The 26758-nt window shown below is 36.4% G+C and carries 25 protein-coding genes and 1 tRNA gene; 25 read left to right on the plus strand and 1 reads right to left on the minus strand.

All coding sequences use genetic code 11. The features are described 5' to 3' along the window. Nucleotides 1-47: 47 nt before the first annotated feature. The 7 genes from RTL21_RS17890 (at nt 48) to RTL21_RS17920 (ending at nt 5451) form a co-directional block, all read left to right on the plus strand. Nucleotides 48-1667 (plus strand): putative polysaccharide biosynthesis protein, encoded by a 1620-nt coding sequence (locus tag RTL21_RS17890; RefSeq protein WP_312097785.1) that lies wholly within the window; start codon nt 48-50, stop codon nt 1665-1667. Beyond that, nucleotides 1660-3123, plus strand: coding sequence for a bifunctional methyltransferase/pyrophosphohydrolase YabN (gene yabN / locus RTL21_RS17895; protein WP_312097787.1), 1464 nt, complete (start codon nt 1660-1662; stop codon nt 3121-3123). Before RTL21_RS17890 ends, yabN begins: the two co-directional genes overlap by 8 nt. A 15-nt stretch (nt 3124-3138) precedes the next feature. Next, on the plus strand, nt 3139-3396 hold the full coding sequence (locus RTL21_RS17900; protein ID WP_312097789.1) for an RNA-binding S4 domain-containing protein: 258 nt from the start codon (nt 3139-3141) through the stop codon (nt 3394-3396). A gap of 142 nt (nt 3397-3538) precedes the next feature. Continuing rightward, nucleotides 3539-3841 (plus strand): sporulation protein YabP, encoded by a 303-nt coding sequence (gene yabP / locus RTL21_RS17905; protein ID WP_312097791.1) that lies wholly within the window; start codon nt 3539-3541, stop codon nt 3839-3841. Further along, the gene (gene yabQ, locus RTL21_RS17910; RefSeq protein ID WP_312097793.1) at nt 3838-4461 is read left to right on the plus strand and encodes a spore cortex biosynthesis protein YabQ; all 624 of its coding nucleotides are present in this window, start codon (nt 3838-3840) and stop codon (nt 4459-4461) included. The genes yabP and yabQ overlap by 4 nt, the downstream gene beginning before the upstream one ends. A gap of 17 nt (nt 4462-4478) precedes the next feature. Continuing rightward, nucleotides 4479-4874, plus strand: a complete 396-nt coding sequence (locus RTL21_RS17915; protein WP_312097795.1) for an FtsB family cell division protein — start codon at nt 4479-4481, stop codon at nt 4872-4874. Between the two features lie 94 nt (nt 4875-4968). Beyond that, nucleotides 4969-5451 carry a S1 domain-containing RNA-binding protein gene (locus tag RTL21_RS17920; protein WP_312097797.1) on the plus strand — a complete coding sequence of 161 codons (483 nt, stop codon included), beginning with the start codon at nt 4969-4971 and terminating at the stop codon, nt 5449-5451. A 178-nt stretch (nt 5452-5629) separates the two neighbouring features. Here the strand turns inward: RTL21_RS17920 and RTL21_RS17925 are convergent. Next, nucleotides 5630-5703: transfer RNA gene (locus RTL21_RS17925), tRNA-Met, on the minus strand. 514 nt (nt 5704-6217) lie between these two features. Here RTL21_RS17925 and spoIIE point away from each other — a divergent pair. The 18 genes from spoIIE (at nt 6218) to lysS (ending at nt 26059) form a co-directional block, all read left to right on the plus strand. Then, nucleotides 6218-8695: a stage II sporulation protein E gene (spoIIE, locus tag RTL21_RS17930; protein WP_312097799.1), complete on the plus strand. Its 2478-nt coding sequence runs from the start codon at nt 6218-6220 to the stop codon at nt 8693-8695. Between the two features lie 132 nt (nt 8696-8827). Continuing rightward, the gene (locus tag RTL21_RS17935) at nt 8828-9562 is read left to right on the plus strand and encodes a vWA domain-containing protein (RefSeq protein ID WP_312097801.1); all 735 of its coding nucleotides are present in this window, start codon (nt 8828-8830) and stop codon (nt 9560-9562) included. Next, nucleotides 9531-10532 (plus strand): protein kinase domain-containing protein, encoded by a 1002-nt coding sequence (locus RTL21_RS17940; RefSeq protein ID WP_312097803.1) that lies wholly within the window; start codon nt 9531-9533, stop codon nt 10530-10532. Before RTL21_RS17935 ends, RTL21_RS17940 begins: the two co-directional genes overlap by 32 nt. A gap of 150 nt (nt 10533-10682) precedes the next feature. Next, nucleotides 10683-12068 (plus strand): tRNA lysidine(34) synthetase TilS, encoded by a 1386-nt coding sequence (gene tilS / locus RTL21_RS17945; protein WP_312097805.1) that lies wholly within the window; start codon nt 10683-10685, stop codon nt 12066-12068. Between the two features lie 22 nt (nt 12069-12090). Continuing rightward, entirely contained in the window at nt 12091-12639 is a 549-nt protein-coding gene (gene hpt, locus RTL21_RS17950; RefSeq protein WP_312097807.1) for a hypoxanthine phosphoribosyltransferase, read from the plus strand. A gap of 106 nt (nt 12640-12745) precedes the next feature. After that, nucleotides 12746-14656: an ATP-dependent zinc metalloprotease FtsH gene (gene ftsH / locus RTL21_RS17955; RefSeq protein WP_312097809.1), complete on the plus strand. Its 1911-nt coding sequence runs from the start codon at nt 12746-12748 to the stop codon at nt 14654-14656. A 286-nt stretch (nt 14657-14942) separates the two neighbouring features. Beyond that, complete coding sequence (locus tag RTL21_RS17960) at nt 14943-15719, plus strand: type III pantothenate kinase (RefSeq protein ID WP_312097811.1); 777 nt, start codon at nt 14943-14945, stop codon at nt 15717-15719. 78 nt (nt 15720-15797) lie between these two features. Next, nucleotides 15798-16676 (plus strand): Hsp33 family molecular chaperone HslO, encoded by an 879-nt coding sequence (hslO, locus tag RTL21_RS17965; protein ID WP_312097813.1) that lies wholly within the window; start codon nt 15798-15800, stop codon nt 16674-16676. Between the two features lie 318 nt (nt 16677-16994). Continuing rightward, nucleotides 16995-17930: a cysteine synthase A gene (gene cysK, locus RTL21_RS17970; RefSeq protein WP_312097815.1), complete on the plus strand. Its 936-nt coding sequence runs from the start codon at nt 16995-16997 to the stop codon at nt 17928-17930. A gap of 676 nt (nt 17931-18606) precedes the next feature. After that, on the plus strand, nt 18607-20019 hold the full coding sequence (locus tag RTL21_RS17975; protein WP_312097816.1) for an anthranilate synthase component I family protein: 1413 nt from the start codon (nt 18607-18609) through the stop codon (nt 20017-20019). Further along, nucleotides 20016-20600: an aminodeoxychorismate/anthranilate synthase component II gene (gene pabA / locus RTL21_RS17980; RefSeq protein ID WP_312097818.1), complete on the plus strand. Its 585-nt coding sequence runs from the start codon at nt 20016-20018 to the stop codon at nt 20598-20600. Before RTL21_RS17975 ends, pabA begins: the two co-directional genes overlap by 4 nt. Before the next feature lies 1 nt (nt 20601). Then, the gene (gene pabC, locus RTL21_RS17985) at nt 20602-21474 is read left to right on the plus strand and encodes an aminodeoxychorismate lyase (protein WP_312097820.1); all 873 of its coding nucleotides are present in this window, start codon (nt 20602-20604) and stop codon (nt 21472-21474) included. Further along, nucleotides 21471-22304 carry a dihydropteroate synthase gene (gene folP, locus RTL21_RS17990; RefSeq protein WP_312097822.1) on the plus strand — a complete coding sequence of 278 codons (834 nt, stop codon included), beginning with the start codon at nt 21471-21473 and terminating at the stop codon, nt 22302-22304. Before pabC ends, folP begins: the two co-directional genes overlap by 4 nt. Continuing rightward, nucleotides 22297-22662 carry a dihydroneopterin aldolase gene (folB, locus tag RTL21_RS17995; RefSeq protein WP_312097824.1) on the plus strand — a complete coding sequence of 122 codons (366 nt, stop codon included), beginning with the start codon at nt 22297-22299 and terminating at the stop codon, nt 22660-22662. Before folP ends, folB begins: the two co-directional genes overlap by 8 nt. After that, on the plus strand, nt 22659-23186 hold the full coding sequence (folK, locus tag RTL21_RS18000) for a 2-amino-4-hydroxy-6-hydroxymethyldihydropteridine diphosphokinase (RefSeq protein WP_312097826.1): 528 nt from the start codon (nt 22659-22661) through the stop codon (nt 23184-23186). Before folB ends, folK begins: the two co-directional genes overlap by 4 nt. Continuing rightward, nucleotides 23135-23350, plus strand: coding sequence for a helix-turn-helix domain-containing protein (locus RTL21_RS18005; RefSeq protein ID WP_016204768.1), 216 nt, complete (start codon nt 23135-23137; stop codon nt 23348-23350). Before folK ends, RTL21_RS18005 begins: the two co-directional genes overlap by 52 nt. A 27-nt stretch (nt 23351-23377) precedes the next feature. After that, nucleotides 23378-24379 (plus strand): tRNA dihydrouridine synthase DusB, encoded by a 1002-nt coding sequence (dusB, locus tag RTL21_RS18010; RefSeq protein WP_312097829.1) that lies wholly within the window; start codon nt 23378-23380, stop codon nt 24377-24379. A 189-nt stretch (nt 24380-24568) separates the two neighbouring features. Further along, nucleotides 24569-26059, plus strand: a complete 1491-nt coding sequence (gene lysS / locus RTL21_RS18015; protein WP_312097831.1) for a lysine--tRNA ligase — start codon at nt 24569-24571, stop codon at nt 26057-26059. Nucleotides 26060-26758 lie beyond the last annotated feature (699 nt).

Below are 26758 nucleotides of genomic sequence, written 5' to 3' on the forward strand. Positions count from 1 at the left end.
AACTATGCTATAATACTAGCGAAGTAATTATGGAAGGAGCTAGACATGTGAAGACTTCGCAATCAAATGTCTGGTTTAAAGGCGCTTTTATTCTAATGCTAGCGGCTTTAATAACTAAAGTACTAAGCGCTGTATATCGAATACCATTTCAAAATATTGTTGGTGATACAGGATTTTATATTTATCAGCAAGTTTATCCTTTTTACGGGGTAATTATTGCTTTATCTACATATGGTTTTCCAGTAGTTCTATCAAAATTGTATATGGAAATGAAAGTAGAGGGGAATCAATCGGGTATAAATAGACTTGTGAGTTCCTCTTTTTTCTTATTTGTTCCAATAGGAATTGCAGCTTTTCTTGTTCTGTTTTTAAGCGCTGGTAGACTAGCTGTCTGGATGGGAGATCCCCATTTAACTTCTTTATTGAAGGTAATTTCTTTTGCGTTTCTTTTTTCCCCTTTGACAGCTATTTTGAGAGGGATTTTTCAGGGAGAGGGAAATATGATTCCAACAGCCGTGTCACAAGTAAGTGAACAACTACTAAGAGTTGGCATTATCCTATTTGTTGCTGTGTTTTTTTCCTATCAAGGGTATTCCTTGTATGCGATTGGTTCAGGGGCTATGTTTGGTTCTGTAATAGGTGGCTTACTTTCCCTGCTAGTATTAATCTATTTTTATAGAAAAACTTCTTTTTCTATCTCTCTATTTCGATTTTCCACTCTTTTTCACAAGGAAAATCGTGCTCTATGCAAAAGAGTGGTATATGAGGGAATTACGATTTCCATTAGTAGTATGCTTTTAATATTATTGCAGCTTGCAGATTCTTTGAACCTATATTCCTTATTAATTGAAAATGGCATGGCGGATGAAAATGCTAAAATTATGAAAGGGATTTATGATAGAGGGCAGCCGCTCATACAAATTGGAAGTATTATTTCCACATCCATGGCTTTGAGTATTGTTCCTCTTATTACAAAGGATCGACAAAAGACCAGTAATAAAGATCTAATGGGCAATATTCATTTTTCTCTTTTAGTCAGTTATTTTATTGGTCTCGGTGCAACAGTAGGTTTAATTGGAATTATTAATGAGACAAACAGCATGCTGTTTGAAAACGATGCTGGTTCGGATGTCCTGGCTGTCTTGTTTTTTGTTATCTTTTTTAATGCCATTATTGTGACAGTAATGGCGATACTTCAAGGTTTAGGACATTCTTTATATCCTGCCGTTTTGATTATAGTTGGTTTTATAGGGAAGTATGTTCTTAACATCAGTTTAGTTTCCTCCTATGGAATATATGGAGCAGCTTACGCATCACTTATTGTATTATTTATTATTTTGCTTTTAATGGTGGTAAAATTGAGAAGAATAGTCAAAGAGCCACTTATTGGCATAAAGCAAATAATGATCATTAGTGGTGCGAGTTTAGTAATGTTACTTGTACTTAAAGGATATATACCGCTTTCCTCGTTGTTGCTTGAATTTATAGAGAACGATCGCATAAAAAGTGCTATTCAAGCATTATCTGGTGTTATGATAGGCGGAATAGTTTATGTATTTCTTGTTTTACGAGGAAGTGTTTTTAAAGAGAGGGAATTATCTCTATTGCCGTTAGGAAGTAAACTAAAATGGTTTTTACCGAAAAAAGGAAGGGAACGAAATGAATAAAATAAAGATTATTGGCTTAGGTGCAGGTGATATGGATCAGCTGCCGTTAGGTGTCTATCGAAGTCTAATGGATGAGAAGAACGCTGTGTATGTACGGACAAAGGATCATCCTGTAATATCAATTCTTGAACAAGAAGGAGCCGCATTCCATTCATTTGATTCTATTTATGAAAAGCATGATCAATTTGAAGCAGTATACAAGGAAATTGTTGCATTTCTGTTAGAAAAAGCAGGAGAGAAGGATATAGTATATGCTGTTCCAGGTCATCCCCTTGTTGCAGAAAAGACGGTTCAATTGCTAATAGAAAAGGATAAAGAAGGACTAGCCTCTATCGAAATTGCCGGTGGTCAAAGCTTTCTGGACAGTATTTTTCAAGCATTGAGAATTGATCCGATAGAAGGTTTCCAGCTTCTAGATGGAACAGCTCTTGACCGCTCAAGCATCCAGCTTAGAAATCATTTGATTATTGGCCAAGTATATGATACTTTTTCTGCATCTGAAGTAAAGTTGACGCTAATGGATATACTGCCATATGACTATCCTATTAAAATTGTAACTGCAGCCGGAAGCAGTTTAGAAAACATAAAAGCAATTGAGCTGCATGAATTAGATAGAGAGATAGACTTAAATAATCTAACGAGTGTATATGTGCCGCCTGTTCGGGAGGAAAAGATATTACATAAAGAGTTTTCTCAGCTAAGACATATAATTGCGGAGCTTCGTGGGCCGAATGGCTGTCCTTGGGATAAAAAACAAACACATGAAAGCTTACGTAAATATTTATTGGAAGAAAGCTATGAATTAATTGAGGCAATCAATGAAGGGGACATCGATCATATTATTGAAGAGCTTGGCGATGTGCTATTACAAGTGATGCTCCACAGTCAAATAGGACAAGATGAAGGCTATTTTTCTATTGACGATGTTATCGAAGGAATTTCTGATAAGATGATTCGCAGGCATCCTCATGTATTTGGAGAAGAACAGGCAGAATCTGTCGATGACGTGATGAAGCATTGGCAAAATGCAAAGAAAAAGGAAGCGAAGGAAGAAAAGAGTTCTGTTTTGGATGGAATAAATCAGGCATTACCTCATTTGATGCAAGCCTATGAATTGCAGAAAAAAGCGGCAAAGGTAGGATTTGATTGGCCGGATGCAAATGGAGCATGGGAAAAGGTAAAAGAGGAGATTCTAGAGTTTCAAAAGGAAATAGAAGAGGCAACGAATAAAGAAAAAATAGAAAGTGAATTTGGTGATGTTTTGTTTTCGCTTGTAAACATCGCTAGATTTTATAAGGTTGATCCTGAGCTTGCCATCTTCCAGACAAACAAGAAATTTATTCAGCGTTTCTCGTATATAGAGGAAAAGGTGAAAGAGTCTGGGAAGGAATGGAGTCAAATGAGTTTAAAGGAATTAGACGGATACTGGAATGAAGCAAAGGAAAAACAACGATAAGAAGGGGCTGTTAGGATGCGACTAGATAAATTTTTGAAAATTTCACGCCTAATTAAACGAAGAACGTTAGCGAAGGAAGTAGCAGATCAAGGAAGAATTTTAGTAAATGGGCTGCAGGCAAAAGCGAGTACAAATGTGAAGGTTGGAGATGAGCTGCAGGTACGTTTTGGACAAAAGCTAGTAACTGCTAAAGTGGAAATGCTGCAGGAATCTACGAAAAAAGAAGATGCAGCAAATATGTATAAAATAATTAAAGAAGAAACAATTTCTTAAGTTTAATAAGCTTTATTATTGGTAATAAAACAAGGTAGAGCTGTTTTGACTATCTTCCTTTTGAAGGCTTGTTCTAAAATAATGATTGCTCACATATATTTGTACAAGTAGAGAATGTACTAAGTGATTGTGAGGGATAAAGATGAGCCAATATTATGATTCAAATACCACTAAAAGTAATAGTGTGGAACATGATGTGATTATGAGGGGAAGAAAGCTTCTAGATATTACGGGAGTAAAGCAAGTGGAGAGCTTTGACAACGAAGAGTTCATTCTAGAAACGGTAATGGGCTTTTTATCCATTCGTGGTCAAAATCTTCAAATGAAAAATCTCGATGTAGAAAAAGGAGTCGTCTCCATTAAAGGCAAGGTATTTGATTTAGTGTATGTAGACGATCAAAGCGGAGATAAGGCTAAGGGATTCTTTAGCAAGATATTCCGATGACGTTATCTACACAATTTATGACCATGCTAGCGATGGTTAGCATGGGTCTATTCTTTGGAATAAGCTTAGATACATATCAATATTTCTTGAAAAGGCCGATGCGAAAAAGAAGTATTGTTTTTATCCATGATATCCTTTTTTGGATTTTTCAGGCTCTTCTTATGTTTTATGTCCTTTTTCTAGTAAACAAAGGAGAGGTCCGCGTTTACTTGGTCTTGGCACTGCTGTTAGGGTTTGCAATGTACAAAAGTTTATTCCAAGCTCTTTATCTTCGATTATTAAAAAAAATCATTTCTTTTTGCGTTCATTCCTATCGCTTTTTTATTAAGGTGTTAGTTAATATTGTATATAAGCCAATTAAATCTATCGTATTCTTTCTCTTGTCGATAATAATTGCTTTAGGCAAGGGACTTATGGCACTTGTCAGTGTTATTATTAGGGTATTAAGATTTATCATAAGGATATTATTTAAACCTATTGGATGGCTTTTATCCCTACTATGGCTGATCGTGCCGAAAAAGGGTAAATTATTCGTCGAGAGAATTTCTAGTAAATTGGCAGGATATTACTTTAAAATAAAGAACTATTTGAAAGAATGGATAGCTAATAGAAAAAAATAATGAAAGGAGGAGCCTCTATGAGTGCCATAAGAAAACCAGATGTTACAACATTTCCAACAGAATATACTAAACAGCATCAAGCTGATAGTCTTAGTGGAGCAAGAAAGAAAAAGCTATTGATGCGAAGGCTCACAACGTTCTTCGTATGTGCGGCAGTTATTGGCTTTATCATGATTTCCACACTCATATCACAAAGCTCCACTTTAAAAGAGAAAAGAGCAGAGAAAGAGAATTTAGATGGACAACTTGTAGCGCTAGAGAAGCAAGAAGCAGAGTTAAAAGATCAGATTGCTAAATTAAATGACGAAGAGTATTTAGCTAAATTAGCTAGAAAAGATTTATTATTATCACAAAAAGGGGAAATTATTTTTAATATCCCTGAAAAAGATGCAAAAAACACTACTGGAAAATAATAAGGTCAGCTGTAATATTGACACTCTTTTTTTCCATTCTGTATAATATAAATAAGTACGATTTTTTATATCCTTAAGGAGGCAAAACTTTTTTATGTCAATCGAAGTAGGCAGCAAGTTACAAGGAAAGGTAACAGGAATTACTAATTTTGGTGCGTTTGTAGAACTCCCAGAAGGCGCAACAGGTCTTGTTCATATTAGTGAGGTCGCAGACAATTATGTTAAGGACATTAATGAACACCTAAAAGTAGGCGATGAAGTAGAAGTTAAAGTTATTAATGTCGAGAAAGACGGGAAAATTGGACTATCCATTAAGAAAGCGAAGGATAGACCAGAAAGATCAGAGAGACCAGAGAGACCACAATATGAACGCGGAGAAAGAAGAGAATCAAGAGGCGGCTATTCCGGTGGAAATTCTCAAAGGTCACGTAATGCAAAATCAAATGAAAATCGTGCTCCTAAAGAGAATTTTGAATCGAAAATGGCTCGTTTCCTAAAAGACAGTGAAGATCGATTAGCTTCTCTGAAAAGAAATACTGAGTCGAAACGCGGGGGAAGAGGCGCTAGACGCGGGTAACTTGCTGCTGAATAACCAATAGATAGCAGGGTTTATCGTTAATATATTCCCATAGCTTAAGCAAGCCAATTTGGCTTGCTTTTTTGTGTTTTAAGGAAAGTTTATTTACTGATAGCACCGTTTGCGGAGAGAAAAAAGACACAAAAAAACCACGTAAATTTTTACGTGGTTTTTTAGATAGCGGCGGAGGGGATCGAACCCCCGACCTTACGGGTATGAACCGTACGCTCTAGCCAGCTGAGCTACACCGCCATGATATTAACAAGACATTTAATATGATACAAAGAAATCAATGAGATGTCAATAGGTTTTAAATATTTCTTTAGATTATTTGTGTAGGCATCTTTTTATAGCGGTTTATTACTAGCAATTACGAAAACAGAATTTCTTATCAGTGTTTTTGAAAGTATTACCTGAGAGGTACAAGTGTAAAGGATTATTTAGTAGTCACTATTCTAAATGTAAAGAAATCTAGAAAAAACATATTGCATGAAATGACAAAAATAAGCAATAAATACAAAAAAGTGGCAGTAGGAAAGGGTAGGTACCGTTTGATAAAAAAGGATTCTAATTTATAGAGTAGCCTGTTTTCAAAGAATATTCAGAAAAAATTACCAGGAGGGAATCTATCGAATTTTGTAGCTCCTTAAAAAAATGAAGGAAAGAAGTCGAGCGAAAAGTTAGAACTGCTTCGTTATTTTGACAAACTTTTAAATAGCTTCCTTTTATAATGTGGAGCAACGATACTTGATAGGGAGTGGAGTTTATGGAAAAAGTAGAAAGGGATATAATCGACCCGATTGGTGAAGTTGATTTTGGGAAGTCGCGGGATAGCTTCAGCTCATTTGTTCATAAATTTAATGCAAAAGTGGAGAATTTCTTTTTAGTAAAAGGCTATTTACTAATAATCATTGGTTTTTTGCTTGGACGAGCCTTAATATTAGGGCAGCTTACTCCTTTTGCTCTTCCATTTTTTGCAGCCGTGTATTTATCAAGGAAAGATAAAGCCCCATTTGCACTGATTGGATTAATTGCTGGTGCGGCTACTTTGGGAATAACGGAGGCAGCTACTAATTTTGCTTTGGCTTTTTTATTCTTAATTAGCTATAAAATCATTTTGAACTGGAAAAGTAAAGAACAACAACTTGTACCAGTATTTGTTTTCGGGCTTGTCTTTCTAGGCAGCTTAGTAAAAGCTTATCTATTAACGAATGGTTTTACATTATATGGTGGAATGTTAGCGTTGGTAGAAGGTAGCCTTGGTTATATACTTACATTAATCTTTTTGCAAAGCTTACCGCTACTCACAGTGAACAAAAGGAGACAAGCACTTAAAACAGAGGAAATCGTTTGTTTGATCATTATGTTAGCTTCTATTATGACTGGAACAATAGGTTGGGCAGTGTATGGCTTATCCATTGAACATATTTTGTCTCGTTACTTAGTACTGGTATTTTCCTTTATTGCAGGAGCAACAATTGGCTCTACAGTCGGTGTAGTAACTGGATTAATTTTCAGTCTGGCAAGTATTTCTAGCTTTTATCATATGAGCTTGCTAGCATTTTCTGGCCTTCTAGGAGGATTGTTGAAAGAAGGCAAGAAGATTGGCGTTGCGCTTGGGTTATTTATTGCTACGCTCTTGATTGGAATGTATGGGGAAGGAGGAGGAATATTATCTGTTTCATTAATGGAAACAACAATAGCTGTATTTCTATTCCTTCTAACACCAAAAAGTCTAACCTCCCGCATTGCAAAGCATATACCTGGAACTACAGAATATTCCCAAGAACAACAGCAATATATGAGAAAAATGAGAGATGTTACTGCTCAAAGAGTTTCTCAGTTTTCAAATGTTTTTCAGGCACTCTCCAATAGTTTTTCCTCTCCAAATATAAGTGAGATGGTCGAGGAAGAAGATAAGGAGCTAGACTATTTTTTAAGCAATGTCACCGAAAAGACGTGTCAGACATGCTTTCGAAAGGAACATTGCTGGGCACGTAACTTTAATACAACCTATGACTATATGAAAGATATTATGACTGAAATGGCTGATACAGGCGGAAATATTTCTTCAAATCTTGCGAGGGACTGGGATAAGCATTGTTCCAGATCGAAGAGGGTAACCGATGCAATTCATCAAGAGCTCACCTTGTACCAGGCTAATCAAAAATTAAAAAAACAAGTGCAGGAAAGTAGGAAATTAGTAGCGGATCAATTGCTTGGCGTATCAGAAGTTATGGGTGATTTTGCAAAAGAAATTCAAAGAGAAAGGGAGAATCATTATAAGCAGGAAGAATTAATATTAGAAGCTATCCAGGAGTTTGGCATTCATATTGAAAATGTAGAGATTTATAGTCTGGAACAGGGAAATGTAGATATTGATATAACCATCCCCTATAATACCGGCTATGGAGAATGCGAAAAACTAATTGCACCAATGTTATCTGATATTCTTGGTGAAACAATTATTGTCAATAAAGAGGAGGTTTCTGCGTATTCCAATGATTATAGTCATGCGACATTCCGGTCAGCAAAGGCTTATACAGTAGAGACTGGAGTTGCACATGCGGCGAAAGACGGTGGATTTATCTCAGGTGACAGCTATTCAACGATTGAACTAGGTTTAGGGAAATATGCAATGGCGATAAGCGATGGAATGGGGAATGGCAAGCGTGCCCATGTGGAGAGTGAAGAGACGCTTCAATTATTGCAAAAAATACTTCAATCAGGAATTGAAGAGCAAGTAGCAATAAAGTCAATTAATTCGATCCTTTCTTTACGCACAACAGATGAAATTTTTTCAACTCTAGATTTAGCAATGATTGATCTCCAAAACGCAGCTGTAAAATTTTTAAAAATAGGATCTACACCGAGTTTTATTAAAAGAGGATCGAAAGTAATGAAAGTACAGGCAAGTAATTTGCCTATGGGTATTCTACAAGAATTTGATGTCGATGTTGTTAGTGAACAATTAAAGGCTGGAGATTTGCTAATTATGATGAGTGATGGTGTTTTTGAAGGGCCAAAACATGTTGAAAACTTTGAAATCTGGATGAAACGAAAAATTAAGGAGTTGAAAACAGAGAAACCTCAAGAAGTTGCTGATTTAATTATGGAGGAGGTTATACGATCACGTTTAGGATTAATTGAGGATGACATGACAGTATTAGTTGCGAAAATTGATCATAATATTCCAAAGTGGGCATCTATTCCAGTAAAAGGGTTTAAACAAGTGGCAAATTAAATTTAATAACTTGAAGAGGATTTCCACATTAAAGGGAAATCCTCTCCTCTGTTTATCCTTCTTAAGAAGGTATAAATTCTTCCTTTTTCGTCGAGAATGGGACTAACTCACGAAGATGGAGGGGAGATATTTATGAAAACAGGTACGTTAAAGCAGATTTTGCTTATTACAGATGGCTGTTCTAACAAAGGAGAAGATCCAATTGCGATGGCAGCCCTAGCTAATGAACAAGGAATTACCGTTAATGTCATTGGGGTAATGGAACAGGATACGATTGATGAGCAGGGGATGAAGGAAATTGAAGGCATCGCACTCTCTGGAGGCGGTGTCAGTCAAGTAGTATATGCACAGCAATTAAGCCAGACAGTCCAAATGGTTACAAAAAAAGCAATGACTCAAACACTCCAAGGTGTAGTCAATAAAGAGCTTCAACAAATATTAGGTTCCTCGAAAACAATGGAGGATCTTCCGCCAGAAAAACGAGGAGAAGTAATGGAGGTTGTTGACGAGTTAGGAGAGACAGTTGAGCTTGAAGTATTAGTATTACTGGATACAAGCGCTAGTATGAAGCAAAAACTTCCGACCGTTAAAGAGGCTTTGCTTGATCTATCTCTAAGCTTAAATGCTCGATCTGGTGAGAATCGCTACTCTGTATTTGTATTTCCCGGGAAAAAGAAAGATGTCGAAAAATTAATGGATTGGACTCCACGACTAGAATCTCTTACAAGTATATTTCCGAAATTATCCACCGGAGGAATTACGCCAACTGGTCCAGCTTTAAAAGAAGCAGTCTCTTACTTTAAGCATAAGCGCTCATTAAGGAGCTTGATCTCAAGTGATGATGAATACTTCGAAGAGTCAATTTAAAATTAATAATGGTACTGTAGTAAAAGGAAAGTGGCATAACAAGCAGTATACAATCCTAAAGGAGCTTGGCTATGGAGCGAATGGTACTGTTTTTTTGGCGGATTCTAGAATAGGAAAAGTTGCTTTGAAATTAAGTAACAATAGTGTATCTATAACTTCCGAAGTAAATGTATTGAAGTCCTTTGCAAAGGTCCAAGGTTATAGCCTTGGGCCTTCTTTAATAGATGTGGATGATTGGGTAACGAATAAAGGGAATCTCTCTTTTTATGTAATGGAATACATTAATGGACCGGATTTACTGACCTTTATTTACAATAAGGAAGGTTCATGGATTGATGTGCTAATGATCCAATTATTAAAAGATTTACAAAACCTCCATGAAAACAACTGGGTGTTTGGCGATTTGAAACCAGAGAATCTAATTATTACTGGACCACCTACGAAAATTAGATGTATTGATGTAGGTGGAACAACGATTATTGGCAGAGCAATTAAAGAATTTACAGAGTTCTTTGATAGAGGTTACTGGGGATTAGGGACAAGGAAGGCAGAACCTAGCTATGATTTGTTTGCTGTTGCGATGATTATGCTGAATCTTTATTATCCAAAGCGGTTTAATAAAGTGGAAGGCGGTCTGAAACAGCTGCAAACGATGATTCGACAAAAAAAAGAACTCCTGCGCTATGAAGGAGTTCTAATAAAAGCGTTGACTGGAAAATATCAAAGTGCAAAGGAAATGCGATTCGATTTATTAAAATTAACAAGTGGGACGAAACCAAGCGAAAGCAACGTATCGGTGGGAACGCAAAGACATAGTCCCCGACAAGTAAAAGGGCAAAAGCCCCAAACTTCCAATACAAGAAGCAAACTGGTTAAAAAGAAGAAAAAAGCTGGCTGGATTGAATCAATGCTTATCATTATTCTTATTTCCATTTGTTATATTTTGTATATATATGGTCAATTAACTTGAAAAGAGGAATTTTAACAATTTTAGAGAATAGTCTTTGGTATCACTTTCAAAAAAGTGATATCCTTGACTATAGTAAACTACAACCTCTGATGAAAAAGTAATAACCTGAGTGTTGGTAGAATAGTGATAGTGATAAGGAAGTTATCAGAAATGTTTGAAGAGCAAATTTCGAATTACTTGCAAAGAAAAAATGTGACCCTAGAAGGTAAAAAAATCTTAGTTGGAGTTTCAGGAGGACCGGATTCTTTAGCACTTCTTCATTTTTTATGGACAAAAGAAGAAGAATGGAAAATCACAGTTTATGCTGGGCATGTGGATCATATGTTTCGAGGGGAGGAGTCGGTTAAAGAGGCTGAATTTGTGAAATTATTCTGTGAAGAAAGAAACATTCCTTTTTCTTGGGAACAGATAAATTTGCCGGAGTTAATTGAAAAAACAGGGATGAATTCGCAAGCAGCTGCGAGAGAATGTAGATATTCTTTCTATGAAAAAGTCATGAAGGATCATAGCATAGATTATTTAGCACTAGGTCATCATGGCGATGATCAAATAGAAACAATTCTAATGCGATTAACGAGAGGAAGTTCAGGTAAAGCAAGAGCCGGGATTCCTTTTATCCGCGATTTTGGAACAGGAAAAATTATTCGCCCCTTTTTATGTTTAGAAAGGATGGATATTGAGGAATATTGTACAATACATAATCTAAATCCAAGAAGAGATCCAAGCAATGAAAAAGGAACATATAGTAGAAACAGATTCAGAAAGCATGTTGTGCCGTTTTTGAAAAAGGAAAACGTACATGTCACAAGGCATTTTCAGCGATTTAGTGAAGAATTAGCAGATGATGAACTCTATTTAATGAAGCAGGCAGAAGATAAACTTTCTTTTATTTTAACCAAAAAAGGGAAAGAGGAAGTTGTAGTTGATATTAATCGCTTTCTTTCAATAGCTATTCCTTTACAAAGAAGGTGTATTCAACTAATATTAAATTATCTCTATGACGAGATGCCTAATTCATTATCCGCATTACATACTGAGCAAATTTTTGTCTTACTTAAGAGTCCTCATTCTTCTGGAAATATTGATCTCCCGAATGGTTTGAAAGTGAAAAAATCTTATTATTCACTTCATTTTCAACTTAATTTTTCTCCAACTAAATCCTTTTATTATGAATTATCAAAAATGGGAGAGTTATTATTACCAAATGGGTACAATATTAAGGTAGAATATATAAACGGTGAACTTAATACAGATAGTCATTGTACTCTTTTGGACTCATCTTCTATTTCCCTTCCTCTTATTATCCGTACTAGAAGAGACGGCGATAGAATTCGTTTGAAAGGGATGGATGGACAGAAAAAAGTGAGCCGTATTTTTATCGATGAAAAAATTCCAATCCAGGAAAGAGAGAATTGGCCAATCATTACGGATAGCAAAGGCGTTATTCTTTGGATACCAGGACTAAAAAAATCGATATATTCTCATAGTAATACGAATAGTGGTAGTAATCTATTAATAACATATAAAAAGCAATGATCTTCTAGGGGGCACACAAGAAATGAAACACGATATTGAAAAAATATTGATATCTGAAGAAGAAATACAAGGAAAAATCAAAGATTTAGCTTTTCAACTTACAGAGGAATATCAAGATAAATTTCCTTTGGCAATTGGCGTATTAAAAGGTGCTATGCCCTTTATGGCGGATCTTTTAAAACGAGTGGATACATACCTGGAAATGGATTTTATGGATGTGTCAAGTTATGGTAACTCTACTGTTTCTTCTGGAGAAGTAAAAATCTTAAAGGATTTGGATACTTCTGTTGAAGGAAGAGACATACTAATTATCGAAGACATCATTGATAGTGGTTTAACATTAAGCTACCTTGTAGAGTTGTTCCGTTATCGTAAAGCAAAATCAATCAAAATTGTGACTCTTCTTGATAAACCTACTGGTAGAAAAACAAATCTTGAAGCAGATTATGTAGGATTTATCGTCCCAGATGCTTTCGTAGTTGGTTATGGATTAGACTACGCTGAAAAGTATCGTAATCTACCTTATATTGGTGTATTAAAGCCAGAAGTTTATACAAGTGTAAGTGAATAAGTATATAGGATAGGAATTGCATTCCACAAAGGGTAATTCCTTGAATTTACTTAATTTTCTATGTTACTATACTCTATAGTTTGTTTACCGTGGGAGGAGGTAAGGGATGAACCGTATTTTTCGTAATACCATTTTTTATTTATTAATATTTTTAGTAATTATCGGTGTGGTTAGTTTTTTCAATGGAAATAATCAGCCTACCAAGCATTTAACATATACTGAATTGATAAATCACCTTGAAGATGGTGATGTTGTAGAAATAACGCAACAGCCTGAAAGAGGTGTTCTAGAAATACGTGGGAAATTGACTGGCTATAAAGAAAACGAAACGTTTGTTTCTTATGTAACAAACAATGAGACAAATGCAGATGTAATCTTAAAAGCTGCTAAAGAAGGATCCAAAATCGATGTGCAACCTGCACAAGAAACAAGTGGATGGATTACATTCTTTACTTCAATTATTCCGTTTGTGATTATATTTATCCTATTTTTCTTCTTGCTCAATCAAGCCCAAGGTGGCGGCGGCGGCCGCGTAATGAACTTTGGTAAAAGTAAGGCAAAGCTTTACAATGAGGAAAAGAAAAAAGTTCGCTTCAATGATGTAGCGGGTGCAGATGAAGAAAAGCAAGAGCTAGTTGAAGTGGTGGAATTCTTAAAGGATCCACGTAAATTCGCTGAGCTAGGTGCCAGAATTCCAAAAGGTGTTCTACTTAATGGACCTCCAGGAACTGGTAAAACACTACTTGCGAGAGCAGTTGCCGGAGAAGCTGGCGTACCTTTCTTCTCCATTAGTGGTTCTGACTTCGTAGAAATGTTTGTTGGGGTTGGGGCTTCACGTGTTCGTGATTTATTCGAAAACGCGAAGAAAAATGCTCCTTGTATTATCTTTATTGATGAAATAGATGCAGTTGGTCGTCAGCGTGGTGCTGGTTTAGGTGGAGGACACGATGAACGTGAACAAACATTAAACCAACTATTAGTTGAAATGGATGGATTCGGTGCAAACGAAGGGATTATTATTATCGCTGCTACAAACCGTCCTGATATTTTAGATCCTGCGTTATTACGTCCAGGTCGTTTTGACCGTCAAATTACAGTAGACAGACCAGATGTTAATGGTCGTGAAGCAGTGTTACGTGTACATGCTCGTAACAAGCCTCTCGATGAGTCTGTTAATCTAAAAAGCATCGCTCAGCGTACACCAGGATTTTCTGGTGCTGATTTAGAAAACCTTCTAAATGAAGCAGCGCTTGTTGCAGCGAGATCAGATAAGAAGAAAATTGATATGGAAGACATGGATGAAGCTACAGATCGTGTTATTGCTGGACCTTCCAAGAAAAGCCGTGTTGTTTCTAAAAAAGAAAGAAACATTGTTTCTTACCATGAAGCAGGTCATACAATTATCGGTGTTGTATTAGATGAAGCGGATATGGTTCATAAAGTAACAATCGTACCTCGTGGCCAAGCGGGTGGATATGCAGTTATGCTTCCTAAGGAAGATCGTTTCTTAATGACGAAGCAAGAGCTTCTTGATAAGATTACCGGTTTACTTGGTGGTCGTGTAGCAGAGGATATTGTTTTCGGTGAAGTAAGTACCGGAGCACATAATGATTTCCAACGAGCTACAGGTATTGCTCGTAAAATGGTAACGGAGTATGGGATGAGTGATAAGCTTGGACCATTGCAATTCGGTCAAGCGCAAAGCCAAGTATTCTTAGGCAGAGATTTAAATAATGAGCAAAATTATTCGGATGCAATTGCATACGAAATAGATTTAGAAATCCAAAGAATCATTAAAGAATGTTATGATAGAGCGAAGAAAATTCTTACAGAAAACCGTGAGAAGTTGAACTTAATCGCTGAAACACTTCTTGAAATAGAAACATTGGATGCAGAACAAATCAATAGCCTATACAAAGATGGCGTTTTGCCTGATCGTACGATAAAAGCTGATACTACTTTAGGTTCAGAGGACTTAAAGGTAAATATTAATAAAAAAGATGAGGATGACAAGTAAGTCGTTCATCTTGAAAAGGATACGCTTTTAAAAGCGTATCCTCTTTTTTATTTGTTTTTGTAAATATAACAATCAGCTTTTAGAAAGCAACCATTGCTTTAGACTTTGTCTCTTTCCTGTTGTATGATATGATATTTCCAGTATTGAAAAAGAACGTTTTTAAATGGCTTAAATAAATGAGCAACCATAAGAAAAACAATTTACAGCTATAGAAATAAGATAATAAAGTAAGTAGAGCAATAAGTGAGATTTTAAGAATGAAATTAATTAAAAAGTGGTGACCATAATGATTTTTGTCTTTGATATTGGAAATACAAATATAGTATTAGGTGTATATGATAAAGAAGAATTAAAGCATCATTGGAGAATTGAAACGAATCGTTATAAAACGGAAGACGAATATGGTATGATCATTAAATCCTTATTCGACCATGTTGGTTTAACATTTTCGGATATTAGTGGGATTGTCATTTCATCCGTTGTCCCGCCAATAATGTTCTCTCTAGAAAGAATGTGCCAAAAGTATTTCCAATTAAAACCGCTAGTGGTTGGTCCGGGGACGAAGACAGGCTTAAATATAAAATATGATAATCCTAAAGAAGTAGGAGCTGATCGAATTGTCAACGCAGTAGCGGCTATTCATGAATATGGAAGTCCGTTGATTGTGGTGGATTTTGGTACAGCTACAACCTTCTGCTATATAAATGAACATAAGCAATATCTGGGTGGAGCTATAGCGCCAGGGATTAATATTGCTACAGAAGCTTTGTATTCTAAAGCGGCGAAGTTGCCGCGGATTGAAATTGCGCGACCAGAAGGGGTAATTGGTAAGAACACTGTTTCTGCCATGCAATCAGGGATTCTTTTCGGCTATGTGGGACAGGTAGAGGGAATTGTTAAAAGAATGAAGCAAGAAAGCGTTGTGCAGCCAAAGGTTATTGCAACAGGAGGATTAGCTAATCTGATTGCCAAAGAATCCACTATAATTGATGAAATAGATCCGTTTCTTACATTAAAGGGATTACAGCTTATTTATAAAAAAAATAAGGATACACTAAAATAAATAGAGAAGTTCATATTGACCTATTTTTAAACGGAATGAGTAGTCCGTTGATTAACTGATAGAAAAAAGGAGTAAATTATGAGTGATTATTTAGTAAAAGCGTTAGCGTTTGATGGTGAAGTTCGTGCATATGCAGTAAGGAGTACAGAAACAGTTGGAGAAGGACAAAGAAGACATCACACTTGGCCGACGGCTTCAGCTGCTTTAGGTAGATCTTTAACAGCGACAGCAATGCTAGGTGCTATGCTTAAAGGAGACCAAAAGTTAACGGTGAAAATTGATGGTGGTGGACCAATCGGTCTTATCTTAGTAGACGGGAATGCAAAGGGGGAAGTACGTGGATATGTTACTAATCCACAAGTCCATTTTGATTTAAATGAGCACGGAAAATTAGATGTAAGAAGAGCTGTCGGAACAGAAGGGACATTATCTGTTGTAAAAGACATCGGAATGCGTGACTATTTTACAGGACAGGTTCCGATTGTTTCTGGCGAACTTGGAGAAGATTTTACCTATTATCTATTTAATTCAGAACAGGTACCTTCCTCTGTTGGAGTTGGGGTATTAGTGAATCCAGATAATAGTATCTTAGCCGCTGGAGGTTTTATTATTCAATTAATGCCTGGAGCGCAAGATGAAACGATTACGAAGATTGAAAAACGATTGACTGAAATTCCGCCAATTTCTAAATTAATCGAAAAGGGTCTAACACCAGAAGAACTTCTAGAAGAGATATGTGGGAATGACAATGTAAAAGTAATCGAGAAAATGCCGATTTCCTTTACATGCACCTGCTCGAAAGAAAGATTTTCTAATGCAATTGTCAGTTTAGGCCAAGCGGAAATCGAAGATATTATCGAAACAGACGGTCAAGCAGAAGCGGAATGCCATTTCTGTAATGAGAAATATGTATTTACCAAAGAAGAACTAGAAAAATTACTAGAAGAAGCAAAATAAGAACTGTAATGAGGCGGTCTCCAAGAAAGGTTATTTATAATCGTTCTGAGAGGCTGTTTTTTATTGTTTCTAAAGCAATATTTTATATGGAATAGGGGATAGATTAACTTTAGCAATACAACTGCAGCATGAATATACGTAAACTTTTGAGAAGGGTAGCAAGTAAGGGTATCTTTAGTGATAAACAGGCTATAAAGAACAATGATTAATTTTTCGGAAAATACAAACATATCAATTGACAAGTGAAGGAGTTATTTGGTAAATTAATATTATAAAACCAATTAAATTACTCGGAATAATGATAAGGGGAGATAGAAAATGTCAAAAATCGCAAATTCTGTAGTGGATCTTATCGGCGGAACACCTATAGTTAAATTAAACCGTTTAGTAGAAGATGAGTCTAGTGCAGACGTTTATTTAAAATTAGAATACATGAACCCAGGTAGTAGTGTAAAAGATCGTATTGCACTTGCAATGATTGAAGCGGCTGAAAAAAGCGGTGACTTAAAACCAGGTAGCACAATTATCGAACCAACTAGTGGAAATACAGGAATCGGGCTTGCTATGGTTGCTGCTGCAAAAGGTTATCGTGCGATTTTAGTTATGCCAGAAACAATGAGTATCGAGCGTCGCAGATTGTTGAAAGCGTATGGTGCTGAATTAGTATTAACACCAGGACCAGAAGGGATGGGTGGAGCTATTCGTAAAGCAGAAGAATTAGCAAAAGAAAATGGCTACTTTATTCCACAGCAATTTAAAAATATTTCTAATCCTGAAGTACATAGATTAACAACAGGACCGGAAATTATAGATGCTTTTGGTGAAGATGGTTTAGATGCATTTATTGCTGGTATTGGTACAGGTGGAACAATCACTGGTGCGGGGGAAGTATTGAAGGAAAAATATAAAGATATCAAAATTTATGCAGTAGAGCCTGCTGATTCTCCTGTTTTATCAGGCGGAAAACCAGGTCCGCATAAAATTCAAGGAATCGGTGCTGGATTTGTTCCTGATATTTTAAATAGTGAAGTGTATGAGGGGATTATTCAAGTTTCAACAGACCAAGCTTTTGAATATGCTCGTCGCGCAGGAAAAGAAGAAGGCGTATTAGGCGGTATTTCTTCTGGTGCAGCTATTTATGCAGCTTTACAAGTAGCAAAGGAGCTAGGAAAAGGGAAAAAGGTATTAGCAATTATCCCAAGTAACGGAGAACGCTACCTAAGCACACCTCTTTATCAGTTTGATGAAGAATAAGCATGAAAGTTAAATCACAGAAGCCTCCCTTTAAAAGGGGGCTTTTTGTTGTGTGCCAGGCATGGCATCTATCTAGGTGGTGAAAGTCCACTGTGGGGGTAACATCGACCAACCACTAAGGAAGCGCAAGGTAGTTATCGTGAGGTAGGGGCTGGAGGAAGCATAGAATAAAATCTTGGCTCGACGGACAGAAATCTGATACTAAGGCTTTATAAAGGGATGAGGGGCCAACACAAGTCAAAGTCCAAAAGATTGCGTAACTTTATGGAGTAAATCAGGCGAGTAAAAGAGGAAAGATAATTGTCTTACCCTGGGAGGTCTTGCGGATGTACAGAAGTACAGTTTAAAAAGGTTAGCCGCAAGAAGTCAGCAGAAGCCATAGTAGTGAAAATAGTTCATGAAGGGCTGAACAAATTTATAGTGTTTCAACACCACGAATGCGTAAGTGGCATACTCCGAATGTATTAATGGTGGAAAGTATGAGCGTATCTCAAAGGCTAACCAAAAAAGGAGCTATCACTTACTACGTGAGAGGGGCGAAAATAATCATCTTATTTTCCCTCTACTCGATTTTGGGATAAAAATTACATGTGTGCAGAAATAGGTAGTTTTTTTGTATTTCCTTCTATGCATCCTGTATGATGAGAACAGATAAATTGTAAGGAGAGAAGCCTAATTGAAGAATTACAAGATATATAGTAAGACTATTCCTTTATCACATGATCAATTTTTTAAGCATTTTTTAACCCTTGCTGAAGATAAGTCCCATTATGTTCTATTAGAAAGTGGACGCGGTGGCAGATATAGTATTGGTGCATTTTCGCCAGTAGTAAAAATGATTGGTAGAGAAAATCGTTTAGAAGTGATGAATGAACAAGGGACTACCATAATTGAAGGTAATCCCCTTCATTCTATAAAACAAGTAATGAATCAATATGTTGTGGAATCGAGTCCAGAGCTACCTGATTTTCAAGGGGGTGCGCTTGGGTTTATTAGTTATGATTATATCCGTTATATCGAAAAAATTCCGAATCAGACAAAAGATGATTTGAATATTCCGGATGTGTTTTTTTTATTGTTTGAAGAGTGGTTTACTTACGACCATAAAGAAAATGAACTCTGGATTTCTGGATTATATGCAGAGAATCAGTTAACTATTATTCAGGATAAAATAGAAACCTATGCGATAAGTTGGACAGGAGAAAATAAAATGGAACGTCCGCAAGGTGATGTAGGAAAATCTGAAGGAGTAAAGGTATCGATTGAAGATAATGAATTTCAACAATCCGTGCGCAAGATTCAGGAATATATTTCTGCAGGAGACGTATTCCAAGTTAACTTATCTGTTCGACAGGCTAAAGCCTTGCATGTGTCTGCACTTGAGGTTTATAAGCAGCTGAGAGTTTTAAATCCTTCTCCGTACATGGGCTATTTCCATACACCTGAGTTCCAGTTAGTAAGTGGTTCGCCAGAGCTTTTAGTAAAAAAGAAAGGGCAGCAAGTGAGCACGCGACCGATAGCGGGAACGCGATCACGTGGTAAGAATGAAGCAGAGGATTTGGCACTTGCTAATGAATTGATGGAAAGTGAAAAGGAAAGAGCAGAGCACGTAATGTTAGTAGATCTAGAAAGGAATGACTTAGGGAGAGTATGTGCATATGGGAGTGTTCGAGTAAATGAATTTATGGTTATCGAAAAGTATTCCCATGTGATGCATATTGTATCTAATGTAAAAGGTCGGCTAGCAGATGATAAAGATGAGTATGATCTTATTGATAGCATGTTTCCAGGTGGAACGATTACGGGTGCGCCGAAGATACGAACGATGGAAATTATTGAAGAACTTGAACCAGTCCGCCGCGGACCATATACAGGCTCATTAGGATGGATTGGCTTTAACCATGATACGGAGCTAAATATTATGATACGGACGATGTTGGTAAAGGAAAATCAAGCATATGTTCAAGCTGGTGCGGGGATTGTAATTGATTCTATCCCTGCAAATGAATACAAAGAATCCATGAAAAAGGCGAGAGCGCTGTGGAATGCGAAAGAATTAGCGGAAGAGGAATTAGGTGGAATCGAATGATCTATATGATTGATAACTATGATTCTTTCACTTATAATCTTGTGCAATATTTAGGTTCATTAGGACAAGAATTACAAGTGAAAAGAAATGATAAAACGTCTTTAGAGGAAATAAATAAAGAAAATCCTTCGTATTTGATGATTTCTCCAGGTCCGTGTACTCCTAATGAAGCTGGGATTAGCTTGGAGGCGATTCGCTACTTTGCTGGTAAAATGCCGATTTTTGGTGTGTGTCTAGGCCATCAGGCGATCGGTCAGGTTTTTGGAGGGGATGTTGTCCGAGCAGCTAATTTAATGCATGGAAAAACCTCGTTGATCTACCATGATAACAAAACGATTTTTCAAGGCTTGCCCAATCCTTTTCCGGCTACACGCTATCATTCCTTAATTATCAAAAAAGAAACATTGCCTTCGTGTTTAGAAATAACTGCTTGGACAAAGGAAGGGGAGATTATGGGGATTAGACATAAGGAACTTCCGATTGAAGGTGTACAGTTTCATCCAGAATCAATTATGACAGAAGCTGGTATGGAAATATTGCAGAATTTCATTCAATATTATAGAGAAGGAAGCAAGCGATAAGATGTATATGTACTTAAATGGGCAGATAATCCCAGAAGAAGAGGCGGTTATATCTGTTTTTGATCATGGATTTATGTATGGATTAGGCTTATTTGAAACAATTCGTGTATACGATGGACATCCTTTTCTATTAGATGACCATCTACATCGATTAAATGAAGGCTTACAAGAGATGAATATAGAGAAGTCTTTTGGTAGAGAAGAAATAGTCTCAGTTATTCAATATCTTTTGGAAAAAAATGATATTAAAAATGCATATATTCGCTGGAATGTTTCAGCGGGAAATGGAATGATAGGGCTCCAAACAGATCAATATATAGCCCCGAATACAATTGTGTATATAAAGCCACTTCCTAAAGCGGAGGGAATAATGGAAAAAACGGGACAAATAGTTACGATTCCAAGAAATACCCCAGAAGGAGCTTTTCGCTTAAAATCCCATCATTTTTTTAATAATATCCTTGCTAAACGAGAGATTGGCACGGATATGACTATAGAAGGGATTTTTTTAACGAATGAAGGCTATTTGGCAGAAGGAATTACTTCTAATCTTTTCTGGGTCATCAATGGAATGCTCTATACTCCTAGCTTGCGAACGGGTATATTAAATGGGATTACGAGACAGTTTATTTTATCCCTTGCAGAGAATATGGGAATCGTTATAAAAGAAGGCATGTTTCCGTTGGATATACTTGCGGATGCAGAAGAGGTATTTGTAACGAATTCTATCCAGGAGATAATTCCGATAAAAAGAATAGATACATATGGCTATAAAGGCTTAAAAGGCACTATTGCTAGTGTATTTCATAAAGAATATAGAAAGTATTCCAATCAATTATGGTCGGTAAAAGAATTAGGAGGAATAAAGGAATGATAAATAAAATAGAGTGTGGTCCATACACATTGGATTTTAATCAAAAAACGATGGTGATGGGAATTTTAAATGTAAATCCTGATTCCTTTTCCGATGGAGGAAAATACAACAAAATAGAAACAGCGCTGAAGCGTGCGATACAGATGGTGGAGGACGGAGCTGATATTATCGATATTGGTGGCGAATCCACAAGACCTGGATACACAGAAATTTCGGTAGAGGAAGAACTGGACCGAGTAATTCCGATTATTGAGCGATTAAAGATGGAGGTAGATGTTCCTTTATCCATTGATACGTATAAAGGAAAAGTGGCGAGACAGTCTTTACGAGCAGGTGCGCACATTATCAATGATATATGGGGGGGAAAGAGAGACCCTAAAATGGCGGCTATTGCAGCAGAATATCAAGCTCCGATTATATTAATGCATAATAGGGATAATCTTAACTACACATCTTTTTTAGAAGATGTAATAACTGATTTACAGGAAAGCATTGCAATTGCAAAAGCGGCAGGGATCTCTGATGAAAAAATTATTCTTGATCCTGGTATTGGCTTTGCAAAGGATTTGAATGGAAACTTGGAAATGATGCGGGGTTTAGATAAGCTTGTTGATATGGGATATCCAGTGCTGCTTGCTACTTCGAGAAAATCGTTGATTGGTAATGTGTTAAATTTACCTGTAACAGAACGATTGGAAGGAACGGGAGCTACTGTTTGCTATGGTATTCAAAAAGGATGCCATATTATTCGAGTGCATGATGTGAAAGAAATGACGCGAATGGTACGTATGATGGATGCTTTGATGGGAAAGGGAGAGTATAGTGGATAAGATACTATTAAATCAAATGGAGTTTTATGGTTACCACGGAGTTTTTAAAGAAGAAACGAAGTTAGGTCAACGTTTTATTGTAGATTTACAAGTAGAGGTGGATTTAGCAAAGGCTGGAGAAACGGATGATCTACAATATTCGGTTAATTACGGACAGCTTTTCTTCGATGTGAAGGAGATTGTTGAAGGGAAGCCATATCAATTAATAGAAGCAGTCGCAGAGAATATTGCAAAGAAACTGTTGGCATCCTATTCCCTCATTGAGGGCATAACTGTTCGGATTATTAAACCAGATCCTCCTATTCCAGGTCATTATAAATCGGTTGCTGTAGAAATTACGAGGCGGAGAAAAGGATGAATAAAGTTTATTTATCATTAGGATCGAATATAGGTAATCGATTGGTATACTTGTGTGAGGCAGTGCAAATGCTTCGTAATCATAAACAGATAAAAGTGGTAAATATTTCATCTATATATGAGACCGATCCAGTTGGATATGAGGAGCAAGCACTATTTTTAAATATTGTAGTACAGATTGAAACGTCATTAAATGCTTATTCACTATTAGAAGAATGCCAAAACATCGAAAATGAACTTGGGAGAAAAAGGATAATTAGATGGGGGCCTAGAACAATAGACCTTGACATTTTATTGTATAATCATGAAAATATAGTATCAGATAAGCTAATTATTCCACATCCACGAATAGAAGAGCGAGCATTTGTTTTAGTTCCATTAATAGAAATTGCTCCAGACATAAAGTTACCAAATAAATCATTGCTTTTAAAAGAGAGTTTGAAGCTTTTGCCAGATAGAGAAGGAGTAAGGGTATGGAAACAACAGAAAAATGGGGAAGACGTATTCGAGCTTTTCGAAAGCTAAAAGGATATACACAGGAAAGTCTAGCGAAAGAGTTGCTTGTTTCTGTTTCTATTTTAGGAGAGATTGAGCGGGGGAATCGTATGCCTTCAGAAGAGATGATTGATTCTATTGTTGGTGTGCTAAAGATAACAAGAGAAGAGTTAGATCCACATCAAAATAAATAAGGGTGATGAATCAAGGAGGTAAAACGATTGTTTAAGATAGGAAATGTTGAAATAAGCAACCGTGTGGTACTTGCGCCGATGGCTGGCATTTCGAATTCTGCTTTTCGCCTAACGGTTAAAGAATTTGGAGCGGGTCTTGTTTGTGCGGAAATGATCAGTGATAAAGGGATTGTCTTAAAAAATGAAAAAACAATGAACATGCTTTATATTGATGAACGGGAAAATCCGCTGAGCTTACAGATTTTTGGTGGAGAAAAAGAAACGTTAGTACAAGCTGCACAATTTGTTGATAAGAATACCAATGCCGATATTATTGATATTAACATGGGTTGTCCGGTACCGAAAATTACAAAATGTGATGCGGGCGCTAAATGGTTGCTGGATCCAGATAAAATCTATGATATGGTTTCTGCGGTTGTAGAAAATGTAGATAAACCTGTTACGGTTAAAATGCGTATGGGCTGGGATGAAGATCATATTTATGCGGTAAGAAATGCACAAGCGGTCGAGCGTGCAGGTGGAGCTGCTGTTGCTTTACATGGTCGTACACGTGTCCAACTATATGAAGGAACGGCCAACTGGGATATTATCCGTGAAGTAAAACAATCTATCAATATTCCTTTAATGGGAAATGGAGATGTAAAAACACCACAAGATGCTAAAAGAATGTTAGAAGAAACAGGCTGTGATGGTGTAATGATTGGTAGAGCTGCACTTGGAAATCCATGGATGATTTATAGTACGGTTAAGTATTTAGAAACAGGCGAATTAATAGGCGATCCATCTGCTCGTGAAAAGATAAATGTATGCTTGCTTCATCTGGATCGTTTAATCAGCTTAAAGGGTGAGTATGTAGCAGTTAGAGAAATGCGTAAACATGCCGCGTGGTACTTAAAAGGGATTAAAGGAAATGCAAAAGCAAGAACTGCAATTAATCAATGTGAAACAAGAGAACAGTTAGCTACAGTATTAAATGCACTGGTGCTAGAAGTAGAAGCTAGAGATCAATCTGAAATCCAAGTAGGTTAATTTGAAGGTAACTGTTTAAATTTCCTGTAATATGTGTAAAAATAAAGCTGTTGGATAAAAATCTGACAGTTTTTTTTCTTTTTTAGTGTCTGTAATCGTGACATTGTGTAGAATAATAAAGTATGTATAAAATTGAACGATTCCTTTTTTAGGTGATCATACATAAAAAGATAGTGGAGATGATTAAGCATGAGTCATGAAGAATTAAACTTAAATGACCAATTACTAGTTAGACGTAACAAAATGAATGAGTTACGTGAACAAGGAATAGATCCGTTTGGTAAACGTTTTGATAGAACTCATTTATCAGAAGCTTTAAAAAAACAATATGAATCTCTAGAGAAAGAAGAGCTAGAGGAAAAGAATATTACTGTTACAATTGCTGGTAGAGTAATGACCAAAAGAGGGAAAGGGAAAGCTGGATTTGCTCATATTCAAGATCTTGAAGGACAGATTCAATTATATGTTCGGAAAGACAATGTAGGAGAAGAGCAATATGCTATTTTCAACTCTGTGGACTTGGGAGATATTGTTGGTGTTGAGGGTGTTCTATTTAGAACAAATGTAGGGGAACTTTCTATTAAAGTAAAAGATTTTACTTTACTTACAAAAGCTTTGCGCCCCTTACCTGATAAATTCCATGGTTTAAAAGACATTGAGCAACGCTATCGTCAACGTTATTTAGATTTAATTTCAAGTGAAGAAAGCAAAAATACCTTTATTCTACGCAGTAAAATTATTCAATCAATGCGTCGATATTTAGATAGCCATGGATATTTAGAAGTAGAAACACCGATGATGCATTCCATTGCAGGTGGAGCATCTGCGCGCCCGTTTATTACGCACCATAATGCATTAGATATGCCTTTATATATGCGTATTGCTATTGAGCTTCACCTTAAAAGATTAATAGTAGGTGGATTAGAAAAAGTATATGAAATTGGTCGAGTATTCCGTAATGAAGGTGTATCAACAAGACATAACCCCGAATTTACAATGATAGAGCTTTATGAAGCTTACGCCGATTACCGCGATATTATGAGTCTTACAGAAAATTTAGTAGCTCATATTGCACAAGAAATCCATGGTTCTACTACAGTAGCATATGGAGATTATCAAGTTGATTTGAAGCCGGAATGGACAAGACTTCATATGGTAGATGCGATCAAGCAATACACAGGTGTAGATTTCTGGCCTGAGATGAGTGTAGAAGAGGCTAGAAAATTAGCGAAAGAAAATAATATAGAAATCAATGATAATATGACATATGGTCATATTGTTAATGAATTCTTCGAGCAAAGAGTAGAAGAAAAATTAATTCAGCCTACATTTATTTACGGTCATCCATTAGAAATTTCGCCATTAGCGAAGAAAAATGAGGAAGATCCTCGTTTTACAGATCGATTTGAATTATTCATAGTAGGTAGAGAGCATGCGAATGCCTTCACTGAATTAAATGATCCAATTGATCAACGAGAAAGATTTGAAGCGCAATTAAAAGAGCGTGAGCAAGGAAATGATGAAGCGCACTTAATGGATGAGGATTTTGTAGAAGCGTTAGAATACGGTATGCCTCCAACAGGTGGTCTAGGTATTGGTATTGACCGTCTAGTTATGCTGTTAACGAATTCTCCGTCTATCAGAGATGTATTGTTATTCCCATTAATGAGACATCGCTAAAAAGAGACAGGGTACCTTTAAGGAGGTACCCTGTTTTTTTAGGTTAGTTTATACTATTGTTGTTTTTCGATAGGTTAATATACACTGAGTGGCCAGAATTCATGTAATAGATGATGTGGTTAGCAAAAAAACAGCTTTCATCTGAGGAGGTTTAGTAAGCTCGGTGGAAAGTGTCATGTAGTAGTAAGTTACAGTAGTTTCTTTACGCAGCCGATAATTTCTAAATAGATACGATACTTGCTGGATGATTAATAAGAATTAAATGTTCTATATAAGGCAGACAATCTTCTGTTTTTTCGTGTATTGTGTTCTGTTATTAACAGATTTGTTTAGGAGGTAGGAATGGAGGGAAGGTATTAAAACAGAGTAGACAGTACAATATAGAAGAGAGTGTAAGTAAAGATGGTATTTGGAAGAAAGATCTGTATAAAATTTAGTTGTTATTTTTTAAACTCAAAGTAGGAATAAAATACGTTAAATAATAAGAATATTTTTTCTTTTAAAAAGTAGTTGCACAGAGAGTGAAACGGTGGTATATTAATATTCGTTGCTGAAACAAGCAATGACGAAAGAAAAAAGAAATAAAAAAAGTGTTGACTCTGAAGATGACTTCTGATAATATTAAAAAGTCGCCGATGACGACGCGAAACAAATTGCTCTTTGAAAACTGAACAAACAAACGTCAACAATAATCGTTTT

It is taken from the genome of Niallia sp. (assembly GCF_031978665.1).
Taxonomy (GTDB): domain Bacteria; phylum Bacillota; class Bacilli; order Bacillales; family Cytobacillaceae; genus Niallia.

Coding starts and splice junctions, on each gene's coding strand:
- pabC (WP_312097820.1), top strand. CDS start 20,602: ATGTATATGTACTTAAATGGGCAGATAATCCCAGAAGAAGAGGCGGTT.
- yabP (WP_312097791.1), top strand. CDS start 3,539: ATGAGCCAATATTATGATTCAAATACCACTAAAAGTAATAGTGTGGAA.
- hslO (WP_312097813.1), top strand. CDS start 15,798: ATGAGTGATTATTTAGTAAAAGCGTTAGCGTTTGATGGTGAAGTTCGT.
- spoIIE (WP_312097799.1), top strand. CDS start 6,218: ATGGAAAAAGTAGAAAGGGATATAATCGACCCGATTGGTGAAGTTGAT.
- yabN (WP_312097787.1), top strand. CDS start 1,660: ATGAATAAAATAAAGATTATTGGCTTAGGTGCAGGTGATATGGATCAG.
- pabA (WP_312097818.1), top strand. CDS start 20,016: ATGATCTATATGATTGATAACTATGATTCTTTCACTTATAATCTTGTG.
- RTL21_RS17915 (WP_312097795.1), top strand. CDS start 4,479: ATGAGTGCCATAAGAAAACCAGATGTTACAACATTTCCAACAGAATAT.
- folP (WP_312097822.1), top strand. CDS start 21,471: ATGATAAATAAAATAGAGTGTGGTCCATACACATTGGATTTTAATCAA.
- ftsH (WP_312097809.1), top strand. CDS start 12,746: ATGAACCGTATTTTTCGTAATACCATTTTTTATTTATTAATATTTTTA.
- RTL21_RS18005 (WP_016204768.1), top strand. CDS start 23,135: ATGGAAACAACAGAAAAATGGGGAAGACGTATTCGAGCTTTTCGAAAG.
- folK (WP_312097826.1), top strand. CDS start 22,659: ATGAATAAAGTTTATTTATCATTAGGATCGAATATAGGTAATCGATTG.
- RTL21_RS17935 (WP_312097801.1), top strand. CDS start 8,828: ATGAAAACAGGTACGTTAAAGCAGATTTTGCTTATTACAGATGGCTGT.
- lysS (WP_312097831.1), top strand. CDS start 24,569: ATGAGTCATGAAGAATTAAACTTAAATGACCAATTACTAGTTAGACGT.
- hpt (WP_312097807.1), top strand. CDS start 12,091: ATGAAACACGATATTGAAAAAATATTGATATCTGAAGAAGAAATACAA.
- cysK (WP_312097815.1), top strand. CDS start 16,995: ATGTCAAAAATCGCAAATTCTGTAGTGGATCTTATCGGCGGAACACCT.
- RTL21_RS17920 (WP_312097797.1), top strand. CDS start 4,969: ATGTCAATCGAAGTAGGCAGCAAGTTACAAGGAAAGGTAACAGGAATT.
- yabQ (WP_312097793.1), top strand. CDS start 3,838: ATGACGTTATCTACACAATTTATGACCATGCTAGCGATGGTTAGCATG.
- RTL21_RS17900 (WP_312097789.1), top strand. CDS start 3,139: ATGCGACTAGATAAATTTTTGAAAATTTCACGCCTAATTAAACGAAGA.
- RTL21_RS17960 (WP_312097811.1), top strand. CDS start 14,943: ATGATTTTTGTCTTTGATATTGGAAATACAAATATAGTATTAGGTGTA.
- tilS (WP_312097805.1), top strand. CDS start 10,683: ATGTTTGAAGAGCAAATTTCGAATTACTTGCAAAGAAAAAATGTGACC.